7 protein-coding genes and 1 tRNA gene are annotated in these 12,758 nt (G+C 40.7%); 3 read left to right on the plus strand and 5 right to left on the minus strand.

Going from position 1 to position 12,758, the window contains the following annotated elements:
* Positions 1–92: 92 nt before the first annotated feature.
* On the minus strand, positions 93–2,312 hold the full coding sequence (locus tag B1C82_RS16380; protein WP_086448678.1) for a membrane dipeptidase: 2,220 nt from the start codon (positions 2,310–2,312) through the stop codon (positions 93–95).
* Positions 2,313–2,331: 19 nt separating this feature from the next.
* Entirely contained in the window at positions 2,332–2,871 is a 540-nt protein-coding gene (locus B1C82_RS16385) for a hypothetical protein (protein WP_086448679.1), read from the minus strand.
* Positions 2,872–3,203: 332 nt separating this feature from the next.
* Here B1C82_RS16385 and B1C82_RS16390 point away from each other — a divergent pair, with 332 nt between their 5' ends.
* The gene (locus B1C82_RS16390; protein ID WP_234008386.1) at positions 3,204–4,589 is read left to right on the plus strand and encodes a sensor histidine kinase; all 1,386 of its coding nucleotides are present in this window, start codon (positions 3,204–3,206) and stop codon (positions 4,587–4,589) included.
* Positions 4,590–4,622: 33 nt separating this feature from the next.
* Positions 4,623–5,330: a LytR/AlgR family response regulator transcription factor gene (locus B1C82_RS16395; protein WP_086448681.1), complete on the plus strand. Its 708-nt coding sequence runs from the start codon at positions 4,623–4,625 to the stop codon at positions 5,328–5,330.
* A 101-nt stretch (positions 5,331–5,431) separates the two neighbouring features.
* Here B1C82_RS16395 and B1C82_RS16400 read toward each other — a convergent pair whose 3' ends face one another.
* From B1C82_RS16400 to B1C82_RS16410, 3 genes are all read right to left on the minus strand, one after another.
* Positions 5,432–7,651 carry a membrane dipeptidase gene (locus B1C82_RS16400; RefSeq protein WP_086448682.1) on the minus strand — a complete coding sequence of 740 codons (2,220 nt, stop codon included), beginning with the start codon at positions 7,649–7,651 and terminating at the stop codon, positions 5,432–5,434.
* A 14-nt stretch (positions 7,652–7,665) separates the two neighbouring features.
* On the minus strand, positions 7,666–8,217 hold the full coding sequence (locus tag B1C82_RS16405; RefSeq protein ID WP_086448683.1) for a hypothetical protein: 552 nt from the start codon (positions 8,215–8,217) through the stop codon (positions 7,666–7,668).
* A gap of 631 nt (positions 8,218–8,848) precedes the next feature.
* Positions 8,849–8,924: transfer RNA gene (locus B1C82_RS16410), tRNA-Asn, on the minus strand.
* Positions 8,925–9,140: 216 nt separating this feature from the next.
* Between B1C82_RS16410 and B1C82_RS16415 the strand changes: the two genes are divergently transcribed.
* Complete coding sequence (locus B1C82_RS16415) at positions 9,141–12,734, plus strand: vitamin B12-dependent ribonucleotide reductase (protein WP_086448684.1); 3,594 nt, start codon at positions 9,141–9,143, stop codon at positions 12,732–12,734.
* The last annotated feature ends 24 nt before the right edge of the window (positions 12,735–12,758 follow it).

A 12,758-nucleotide genomic window follows, 5' to 3' on the forward strand; every position in this document is an offset into this window, starting at 1 on the left:
CCTATTCTTCACTTTTAGTTCCAAAGGCCAAACTTTTTCTTTTGCGGGAAATCGATACAAAAAGGCCCGCTTGGTGGCGGGCCTTGGTTCAATTACTGAATGCTACCGCTCCTATTTACCGCGTTCTGCCACATTGTTGTGAAGAAGTCAGCAGATCTATAGACCGGCTCCAGATCGGAACGTTTCAATCCTTGTTGTCTTAAGTCTTCAAAGAAGTCAGGCATTAACCCTATATGGGACGCACCTTCCGTATTGAAATCGAATGTCCTATTTCCGAAGGAGTATTTACCAAGAGAAGGAGAAGCAGCAAGAGTTGCGGCTAATCTAATGGAAGAATCCGGGGAGAAAGGATATCCTACTTTAGAAGCTTCTGGCTGTGCAATGACTGAAGTTCCTCCAGGACAAGCACGAGTTCCAAAACGAGGTCCAGGCATATGAGCAAATCCGTTAAAATCTGTTCCGATAGCTATCCTTCCATCGTAGGCAGGATCACCTATTAGATTTTTGAGATATTGGTAAGACTGAGCGAATGTTTGGCTGGTTCCACCGCAAGCATGTGCGATATAAGAGCCGTCACTATTCTGTCTCCACTCACCTATTTCTTCCAGATTTCCTTGGCCAGTGATAAGCCCGATCATTCCACCTAAGGTACTGATACGTTTAAGAGCAACTCCAGTTGGGTTTGCTTCATGACGATTTCCCTTATTCGCCATATCATATACACCTGTGTGACCAGTTACGATACCAGGATATGATTGTTGCTCAGCGAAGGTGATAGCTCCATCCAGAGATTTTGCGGACATATGACCCACATCGATGATCATTCCTTTTTTCATCAACTCTCTCAAGACTTTTTGCCCGTAAGTAGTTAAACCAGCAGTGTTACAATCTTGTCCGTAGTGCTTACAGTCGTATTTCGTTCCACTTCCAAGGATATTATAGAGACCTGCTCCACCAAATCCGTTGGTTTTTAAGTGAATTGGGAATACATAACGTAAACCTAAATCATACAACTCTTGTACACCTTGGGTGATCATAGAATCGTTACAGTTACTACCAGTACAATCTACTAAATAGTCTACTTCTGCACCTAAAACCACTGCAAGTTTTCCGCCAGAAATTACACTCTGTGCTTCTGCAGGAGTTTTTACGATACGGAACCAACCTTGTCCTGGGCCCCCACTTTGCGCATCGATCCAAGCTTGCATATCATACACTGCTTGGGTCTGACGACGTAAAGTGTTCATATCATTTAGGTCGTAAACTGGATCGGTTGCGATCGCAATTCCTTTGATAATGTCAGGAAGTCCGTTATCAGTAGCACCGAACATATAGTCACCATTGACCGCAAGTACTACCATGGCTCTCATTCCGCCTTCATAAGCGCGTTTGATCCATTCGTAATACATTGTTTGGTGAGTGTAACTATTATTAGCTGGCCAATAAGGGAAGCCTGCATAACCTCTATTGTCGTGTCGTGCAGTGCCTAATAAGGCCCCTATAATATCATCTTGAACGATAGCTTCTACCCTAGAGTGTCCTGCCGAATGTCCTTCGTCTGAAGTGCTAGGACAATCAGCTAATGCAGTTGTAGCTGGTCCGAATGGAGATCCATGGAAGATAACTCCACCAAAACCTAAATTTGCCATCGGGTGAGTATGAAGATCCACATAACCAGAAAGAGTTCCAGTTCTCTTAAGAGAATCGTTAGCTCCTCTATTATAAGCCTGTGGAGCAGCTTCACAACTTGAATCTGCAACGTACCATTCTCCCCACATTCCAGTGGCTCCACCTGTGTTCACACATCTATGAGGTGTAGTATATGTTTTACCTGCGATTGTGATTGGCATTTTAGCACATGCTTCTTCCCAGCTCAGACCAACTATATTCCATAAACGTGAAGAATACTTTCTTTTGCCTGCGTAAGTACCTGAGGATTGGCAACCATCATTTTTATGAGTGTAGTTATAGATCCCACCTTCGTCAGGAGCAGACCAGTTCGCTTCGCAAGAATCATCGATTAGATCGAATTCTCCCCACATATTGAATCCGGTGTTTTTGCAACGACTTGGCTTAGTAAATACTTGGCCATTGATAGTTGCTCCCATATTGGCACATGTTGTTTCCCAACTCTGCCCAGATGGGATCCCGTAAAGGATCGATGAATATTGACGTTTGCCAGGAAAAATTGCAGTGCAACTGTCCTTCTTAAATGTTCCCCAATATGGATCGCCGAAAACGGACGTACTCGTAGCGAAAACGGCTAGGAATACGACGACTAACGCAGGAGCTCGAAAAGACCGAGTTTTCATACGTTTCTCTCCCTACTTACTATTTTGTATGTTTTTTGTATTCTTCGGTTACGTTTTTCAGCTTTTGGCCGTACAATTCTTTGCCGGCTAGAATCATTCTGCGTTTTTCGTCATCAATGCGCTCTGGATATCTTTCTTCCATTAAGCGCAATAACTCCAGTTGGTCTTCCTGAAGTTTTATCTGTGCTTTATAATATTCATCGATTTCTTTGCGGGTTGCTTTTCCGGAATAAATTTTTCCGTACAATGTAGCCCAACTTTCTAATAGTTCTTCTTGTGCTTTTTTTTCCCCAGCATCTTGGGGAGTAGCAACTGCCACCCAGTATAGATTGTCTGGAGTTTCACTCTTTAAAAGAGAAGCAGATACTACTGCGTTATCTTCGTTATAGGTAGAAGAAGTTCTGGAACCGATAAATCCGGAGAAGATTGAAAACCCTTCCGAAAAAATATTTTTGGAAGAAGATTGAGAAGCTCCGGACTGACTTCTCGTAAAAATAAAAATGAGAACAACTACAACAAAAGCAGAAGAAATCAGTAATGCGTTTTTCTTAGATAGCATCGGCCGAACAGTATATTACATTATGCTCCTTTATGCAAATTCTTTGTAACGATTTATTAGAAAAATGTTATAAATATTTGAAAACATGCTCTAGTAATTTTTGCAAAGCAAAAGAAGAAGTAAAATCAGTACTTAAGTCATAAAATTATAAACTAGAACGAGTAGTGATATGATAATTGCTTGTATTCTTGGAGATAAGTACATTCTTTTTTCTGGAATTTATGGCTTTTCTAATTCATCTTTTTGACAAAGTTTTTTCACTAGTTTTCCTAAATCGAATGATTGGACAAAAAAGGGAGTTTTTTAAAAGGGAAAGGGATAAATTTGGAAATATGCAGGCGTTACTTAGGTTTCTTTTCGGGCTCAATTATCGTTTTGCACTTAGGCAGTATAGAAAAGCAAAGATACTTTCTTCCGTTAATTTTGCTCCTGTATTTACCCGAAATGCATACCTAGAAATTCTAATCGTACTTAGATATGTTTATTTGATCCTGCCGATCATCATTCTACCCTTTGCATTTTATGATTTGGTAGATGCATTTTCTGATGCTAAAGACAATTCATTCGTTCTATTTGATCTTGTATTTTATTCAGTTTTTCTCACGATGAATGTACTTTTGAATTCAGGCCGTCTGCATAGAGCGGATTTGGATCGGATCAAATTGTTTTGTAGGATTGGAGTGCTTCTTCTTTCCCTGACAGGAACATGTATCACAGTTGTGGTATTTCCTCGGCTTCCTGAGATCTCCCTTTTCTCTACTGCAATGTTCAGCGTTGCGATCATGTTCAGATTTCCGGACCATACTAAATATTTTATCTATGCTATCAATTACGCCATCCTTTACAGTTTTATTTATTATAGTGGGAACAGAGAGCCTGTACTAATACAAAATCCCCTTGTGACCTTGTTTTTGATCTTAATTTTTGATCGTGTATCTTTTTTAACTTTGGCGAATACTTATCTCAAAACCCAAAGGATCATTCGTTTGAATGAAAGGTTAAGAGAAGAAGATACGAATAAAAGTGATATGATCAGCATTGCTGTCCATGATCTTAAAAGTCCACTTTCAGGGATCATGAGTATCAGTACGATCCTGCGTAAGAACCTAAAATCATTTTCGGACAAGGAGAAGAAGGAGATCCTTACTGATATAGAAAGTTCATCCAGAAAAATTTTGGGGCATATTGACGATCTTGTTGGGATCGCTGCTTCCGGTTTTGAGAATATTAAAATAGATTATGATATTTTTAATATTAATTCGTATATACGATCAACGATTCAAAATTTTGATTATCAAGCTTCGCTAAAACGTATTCAATTTCATACTCAATTTGACAAAGAGGATCTAAAGATACGCTCCGACAGAAAAGCGGTCGCTAGTATTTTGGATAATTTGGTTTCAAATGCGGTGAAATATTCACCACCGGGTGGTTCAATATTCATTCATTCTAAATTGATAAAAGATAATGGTGATTTTATACAGATCCAAATCAGGGACGAAGGAAAAGGATTCACAGACGATGATAAAAAACTTCTTTTTTCCAGGTTCACTCGTCTTTCAGCTAAACCTACCGGTAATGAACCTTCCACTGGCGTTGGGCTTTATGCAGTTCATAGATTGGTTGAACTATTGAATGCAAAGATCAGCTTAGAAAGTATCCCAGGAAAAGGTGCTACATTCACACTTCTGTTTAATAGAATGAAAATTTCAGATTGACCATTTTAGAATTTTTTATAGAAATCGCTAAGCATGGTGAGAGCTGTTCTAGTCGAAGACGACAAATTGATGGCAAGGACCATTCAGCATTATTGCAGAGAGGCATTCGGTAAAAGTTTAACTTCTCTTAAGACATTCGATGAATTAATTCCTGCTCTCTATAGTATTAAGGAAAACCCGATAGACCTTTTACTTTTGGATATCAATCTGAAAGGACAATCAGGCTACGAGATACTGAAGCTCCCTGAAAAGGATTCATTTTATACAATTGTGATTTCTTCTGACAAACAAAATGCAGTAAGTGCATTTGATTTTGGTGTTTTGGATTTCGTGGCTAAACCATTCACAAGAGAAAGATTTATTGCAGCGATAGATCGTATGAAGTCTGCCTCCGCTTCTAAAGCGGATTCTATGCGCAAAAATAGTATATCCTTAAAGAAAGATGGGATGATAGAAGTGATTCGATTCCAAGACATTCTATACTTAGAAGCTTCAGGTAATTTTACTGAGATCCATCTTAAATCAGGTCGAAAAGAACTGATACGTAAAACAATGGAATCTGTTCTAACTGAACTCAACTCCGACTTCTTTCGTTCTCATAGATCCTTTATTATCAATCTATCCGAAGTAAAGAAGATCCTACATGGAAAAGGAAATCATTTTAAAGTTCTTTTAGGAGATTCTGCAGAAGTTTCGTTATCCAGATCAAATTATAATACTCTAAAAGATTTATTGGGTTGAAAGTCCCCGAAATAGCCTGCGCCGATTTACAATTTTAATTAGGTAAAAAAAAGCCCGCAGGGTTTGGCGGGCTTAAGAAAAATCTATTTCGTTAGATTTCTTTACTGGATACTCGCACCTCTTGTGACTGCGTTCTGCCACATAGTAGTGAAGAAGTCAGCAGAACGATAGACTGGTTCCAAATCAGAACGTTTGAGTCCTTGCTGTCTTAAATCTTCAAAGAAGTCAGGCATAAGCCCAATATGAGAAGCTCCTTCCGTATTAAAGTCGAATGTCCTATTCCCGAATGTATACTTTCCAAGAGAAGGAAGAGCTGAAAGAGTTGCAGCCTTTCTAATGGATGCATCCGGAGCAAATGGATATCCTACTTTTGCGGAATCAGGCTGAGCGATTGTTGACACTCCTCCTGGACAAGCTCTGGTTCCGTAACGAGGTCCAGGCATATGAGCAAATCCGTTAAAGTCGGTTCCGACAGAAATTCTTCCATCATACGCTTGGTCACCGATCAGATTTCTAAGATACTGATAGGATTGAGCAAATGTTTGAGTAGTTCCTCCACAAGCGTGAGAGATATAAGAACCATCAGAATTTTGTCTCCATTCTCCTACTTCGTCTAAGTTTCCTTGTCCTGGGATAAGTCCGATCATTCCACCGAGTGCAATGATACGTTTAAGAGCAGCCCCAGTAGGATTTGCTTCATGACGATTTGCTTTATTCGCCATATCATATACGCCAGTGTGACCAGTTACGATACCTGGATAGGACTGTTGTTCTGCGTAAGTTAGAGCTCCATCCAAGGATCTTGCAGACATATGACCAACATCTATGATCATCCCTTTTTTCATAAGGGCTTTCATGATCTTAGGTCCGTAAGAAGTTAAACCTGCAACGTTACAATCTTGTCCGTAGTGTTTACAATCATACTTGGTCCCACTTCCAAGAATATTATAGAGTCCAGCTCCACCAAATCCGTTGGTTTTTAAGTGGATCGGGAAGATATAACGTAACCCTGCGTCGTACATTTCTTGAACACCTTGGGTGATCATCGTGTCAGTACAAGTTGTAGCTGTACAATCTACGAGGTAATCTACTTCCGCACCTAAAACCACTGCAAGTTTACCAGCAGCGATCACACTTTGTGCTTCAGAAGGAGATTTTACAATCCTGAACCATCCAAGACCCGCTCCCCCACTTTTCTGGTCGATCCAAGTTTGCATATCATATACTGCTTGGGTCTGACGACGTAAAGTGTTCATATCATTTAGATCGTAAATAGGATCAGTTGCGATTGCGATACCTTTGATAATATCCGGAAGACCATTGTCTGTCGCTCCGAACATATAATCACCGTTCACAGCGAGTACAACCATAGTTCTCAAACCACCCTCATAGGCGCGTTTGACCCACTCATAATACATTGTTTGGTGAGTGTAACTATTGTTTGCCGGCCAATAAGGGAAACTTGCGTATCCTCTATTATCATGTTTTGCGGTAGAAAGCAGAGCTCCGATAATATCGTCTTGAACGATTGCTTCTACTCTGGAGTGTCCTGCAGAGTGGCCTTCGTTAGACATACTAGGGCAATCTGCAAGTGCAGTTGCTGGTTCTCCATAAGGCGCACCATGGAAGATCACTCCACCAAAACCTAAATGAGCCATTGGGTGAGTATGAAGATCCACATAACCAGAAAGAGTTCCTGTTCTTTTGAGAGAATCTTGAGCACCTCTTGCATACGCTTTTGGAGCGGACTCACAACTTGAATCTGCAACATACCATTCTCCCCACATTCCTGTGGTCCCGGTGTTTACACATTTAGTCGGAGTAGTATAAGTTTTACCTGCGATTGTGATAGGCAATTGAGCACATGCAGCTTCCCAGGTGATACCTACTACGTTCCAAATACGGGAAGAATATTTTCTTTTGCCCGCATACGTTCCAGAAGTCTGGCAACCGTCATTTTTATGAGTCCAGTTATATCCTCCGCCGTCATCTGTAGCCGACCAGTTTGCTTCGCAAGAATCATCGAGTACATCGAATTCTCCCCACATATTTAAACCGGTGTTCTTACAACGACTAGGCTTAGTAAATACTTGGCCGTTAATGGTTGCTCCCATATTCGCGCAGGTAGTTTCCCAACTCTGGCCCGAAGGGATCCCGTAAAGGATTGCTGAATACTGACGTTTTCCAGGGAAAATCGACGTACAGCTATCCTTCTTGAATGTTCCCCAATAAGGATCCGCAAACACGGATACACTTCCTGCGAAAAACATCGTACATACTACGAAGCTGAATACAGACCTTCGTACTGACCGATAATTCATAATTCTCTCCAAATCTATTTTTGGTTTATGTGTTTTTCATATTCATCTTTTACGTTTTTTAACTTTTTAGCATATAATTCTTTGCCTGCCAGGATCATTCTTCTCGAATCGTCGTTCAAACGTTCCGGATAACGATCCTCCATGATCTTCAATAACTCTAATTGATCTTCATGTAGTTTGATTTGAGCTGAAAAATACTCATCTATCTCTTTGCGAGTCGCTTTGTTAGAGTAGATCTTTCCGTAAAGAGCCGCCCAATCTTCTCTTAGCTCATTTTGGGCTTTCATTTCTGCGGCATCTCTAGGAGTTGCTACAGCCACCCAATATAAATTATCAGGAGTTTCGTTTCTCAAAAGAGAAGCAGGTATAAGTCCCTCTTCATCATTGGATGCGGAGAAGGAACCTTGTTTAAATATATTCGAAATGGATGATAAACCTTCGGAGAAAACATTTTTCTCTGAATTAGAAACGGCAGCATTCTTGGAAGAAGAAGGTACCAATAATAAGAGTAATACACCTGCGATAAGAAGTGATGAAACCAAGATGGTTATTTTCTTAAATGACATAGAAAGGAAAATACTAGGTTTCCTGCCCCCATGCAATGAGTTTGGGATGAAAGTGTATCTAGGTATGATGAACGGAAAAATTCTTATCGGACCCTTATATAAGGGAGATCTTTATATTCTATCCGTTGTTATATAAAAAACCCTGCCTTTTTATCTGAAAAACTAGCGGGTTTCACTCGTTTGCTCCGCGCCTTTGCGCCTCTGCGTGCAAATCTGTAGCTATTTCAATTTTTGACTCACGCAGAGACGCGAAGCCGCAGAGGGAAGTTTGGAAATCATGCAAGAAAACTCTGTGGGCTCCGTGCTCTCGGTGTGAAAGTTTCGAGTCATTTTTGGTTCGCACAGAGAACCAAAGATCACGGAGTTTCTAGATAAAAGAATCTTAAAATGTAGTATCTTCTACACTTAGCGACAGTGATGCGAAGGGCTTTAGTCCGAGCTCTGCTCGGATGAGCGCAAATGCGCGAACCCGCAGCAGCACGTTCCGCAGGAGTCGCCCACCCGTTCTTTGGATTTTCTAAAAATAACGAGAATTCTACTAAAATGACTAAACAAATGTGGATCTACAGGGTCTATTAAGAAGATCGTAAATACATCGAAATATGTTAAGATTGGAAGAAAAGGAAAAGAATGGCTCCCCCTGCAGGGCTCGAACCTGCGACCCAGTGATTAACAGTCACTTGCTCTACCGACTGAGCTAAAGGGGAGTGTCTGGTAGCAGAATCCAGTTTTTAGAAATGAGGCAGGCTGGCAATGAAAAATCTTCGAGACATAGGTATTTTCTGATCAGATCTACATACAATTTTCCGGCGAAAACCGAACAGCTTTTGGAAAAAGTACTATGGGAAAATTTGAAAGCTATAGTAGCGTGACATAATCCAAAAACGCACTATATTTTGCCGGAGTTTCATAAGGAGAATGCTATGAAGCTAAATAAACATTTCACTTCACCTGAAAAGGGATTTTCTAAGGACCTAAACTGGGTTAAGAGGAATTCTAAAATTTCTAACCCAGACGGATCCGTTGTTTTCGAAGCTAAGGACATTCTTGTTCCGGACCAATGGTCTCAAGTTGCAGTAGATATTCTTGCCCAGAAGTATTTCAGACGCAAAGGAGTGCCAAAATACTTAAAAAAAGTAGATGAAAAAGGCATTCCAGAATGGTTACAGCGCTCTGAACCAGACACCGAAAAACTTTCTTCTTTAAAAGCAGAAGATCGTTTCGGTGGAGAGGCTTCTGCACAGGAAGTTTTCCACCGTTTAGCGGGCTGTTGGACCTATTGGGGATATAAATACGGTTATTTTTCAGACGAAGAAAGTGCTAAAACTTTCTATGAAGAAGTTTCTTTCATGCTGGCTTCTCAAATGTCCGCCCCTAACTCCCCTCAATGGTTCAATACTGGATTACATTGGGCGTATGGGATCGATGGTAAATCCCAAGGGCATTTCTATGTGGATCCTACCAGTGGAAAATTGCTAAAATCTGCTTCCGCATATGAACATCCACAACCTCATGCATGTTTTATTCAAAGTGTAGACGATGATTTAGTGAATGAAGGTGGTATCATGGATCTTTGGGTCCGTGAGGCTCGCCTATTCAAATATGGTTCTGGAACAGGAACCAACTTCTCCAACCTGAGAGCGGAAAATGAATCCCTTTCCGGTGGAGGAAAAAGTTCCGGTTTAATGAGTTTCTTAAAGATCGGAGACCGTGCTGCTGGTGCGATCAAATCTGGAGGAACCACTCGTCGTGCTGCTAAGATGGTATGTTTGGATGTAGATCATCCGGATATCGATCGTTTCGTAGATTGGAAAGTGGAAGAAGAGAAGAAAGTAGCCTCTCTTGTGACCGGATCCATTCTGAACAACAGACATCTAAATGCGATCATGAAAGCTTGTTACGAAATGGAGGGAGAGGATCGTTTCGAACCTAAAAAGAACTCTGCTCTTAAAAAAACCATCGTAGAAGCTAAGAAAGTTTTAATCCCGGATAATTATATCAAGAGAGTGATCGACCTTGCGAGACAAGGTTATAAAGAACTCATTTTCGAAGAATTGACCACAGATTGGCAATCAGAAGCTTATAATACAGTTTCTGGACAGAACAGCAATAACTCGGTTCGTCTTCCGAATGAGTTTATGACTGCAGTGGAACAAGATCTTCCTTGGCATTTATATAATAGAACTGAAAAGGAAAAAGCTCTCAAAGAAAAAAGAGCCGCTAAACCTGCAAAAACGATCAGAGCAAGAGATCTTTGGGATAGAATTTCTTTTGCTGCTTGGTCTTCAGCGGACCCAGGAACACAATATCATACTACCATCAACGAATGGCATACTTGCCCTGAGGATGGAAACATCAATGCTTCCAACCCATGTTCAGAATACATGTTCTTGGACAATACAGCATGTAACCTGGCTTCTGCGAACTTACAGAAATTTGTAGATCCAGAAACTCTGGTTTTTGACGTAGAAAGTTTCCGTTATCTTTGCCGTCTTTGGACAATCATCCTCGAGATTTCCGTGACCATGGCTCAATTCCCTTCCAGAGAGATTGCAGAACTTTCTTATAAGTTCAGAACTCTTGGTCTTGGATATGCAAACCTTGGTTCCGCATTGATGATCATGGGAATTCCTTATGATTCTAAAGAAGCTATGGCGATTACCGGTGCTATTACTTCTATCATGCATATGACCGCTTACGCTACTTCTGCGGAAATGGCGAAAGAACTCGGACCTTTCCCTGGTTATGAAAAGAATAAAAAGCATATGCTTAGAGTTCTTAGAAACCATAAGAGAGCGGCATATAATGTTCCTTCTGAAGATTACGAAGGACTGACTATTACTCCTGTTGGTATTGATCCTGCATACTGCCCTTCTTATCTTTTGAAAGCAGCTCAGGAAGATTCTGATAACGCGGTTGTATTGGGAGAAGCTCACGGATACAGAAACGCACAAGTTACAGTGATCGCTCCTACTGGAACTATCGGCCTTGTAATGGATTGTGATACTACTGGTATCGAGCCTGATTTCGCTCTGGTGAAATTCAAAAAATTAGCGGGTGGTGGTTATTTCAAAATTATCAACCAATCCGTTCCTTTGGCTCTTCGCAAATTGGGATACTCTCCTTCTGAAATCGAATCTATCGTGAACTATTGTAAAGGACATGCTACCTTAAACGGAGCTCCTGTAATCAATACTCAAAGCCTGAAAGAAAAAGGTTTCACGAATGAAATTTTGGAAAAAGTAGAATCTTCTCTTCCTTATGCGTTTGATATTAATTTTGCATTTAACAAGTTCAATTTAGGTGAGAATTTCTTACAAAAGAACTTAGGGATCGCAAAAGAAACATACGATTCTTTCACATTCAATTTGCTCGAACATTTAGGTTTCTCTAAAGATGAAATCAATAAAGCAAACGATTATGTTTGTGGAACAATGACCATCGAGAACGCTCCTTACTTAAAGGAGAAAGATTATCCTGTATTCGATTGCGCAAACAAATGTGGTAAATACGGAAAACGTTATCTTTCCTATGAGTCCCATATCCGCACTATGGCTGCAGCTCAGCCATTCATCAGCGGTGCGATCTCTAAAACGATCAACCTTCCAGAAGATGCGACTATAGAAGATATCAAAAACGCATACTATATCTCTTGGAAGATGATGGTAAAAGCGAATGCTCTTTACCGCGACGGGTCTAAACTTTCTCAGCCTCTAAACTCTGTATTGGAACTTCTAAACGGAATCGAGTTGGAAGAACAAGAAGAGATAGCGGAAGCTGCGGTTGCTAAAGATCCTTCTCAATTTGCTGAAAAGATCGTTTATAAATATATCTCTCATAGACGTAAACTTCCTAACAGAAGAGCTGGATATACCCAAAAAGCAGTCGTTGGCGGTCACAAAGTTTATTTAAGAACTGGTGAATACGAAGACGGACAACTCGGAGAGATCTTCGTAGATATGCACAAAGAAGGTGCAGCGTTCAGAAGTTTGATGAACGCATTTGCAATCTCTGTATCTTTGGGCTTACAACATGGGGTTCCATTGGAAGAGTTTGTTGATGCATTCACATTCTTCAAATTCGAGCCGAATGGTATCGTAACCGGAAACAAACATATCAAAATGAGTACTTCCGTAATTGATTTCATCTTCAGAGAGTTGGCAATCACCTACCTCGGAAGATACGATCTTGGCCAAGTTGCTCCGGAAGATCTAAGAGGAGACGAGATCGGATCCAGAAAATCTTCTGAATCTATCCAACCTAAGGCAGAGGTTCAACCTGTGGCTTCTACAGTAGTAGAAACTGCTCCTGCTTCTGAGCCGGAGACAATTTCCTACTCTCAAATGATGAGGACGGAGAAGCCTACCTCAGGGATTGCTCTTATGGAAGAGATCAAAATGGCTAGGATCAAAGGATATACCGGAGATTCCTGCACAGAATGCGGATCTTTCGAAATGGTAAGAAATGGCTCCTGCTTGAAATGTATGTCCTGTGGGGCGACGACTGGATGCTCTTGATCTAAGAGTTTCTAAGACCAAGCG

Origin of the sequence: Leptospira venezuelensis (assembly GCF_002150035.1) — a bacterium.
GTDB classification, from domain to species: domain Bacteria; phylum Spirochaetota; class Leptospiria; order Leptospirales; family Leptospiraceae; genus Leptospira_B; species Leptospira_B venezuelensis.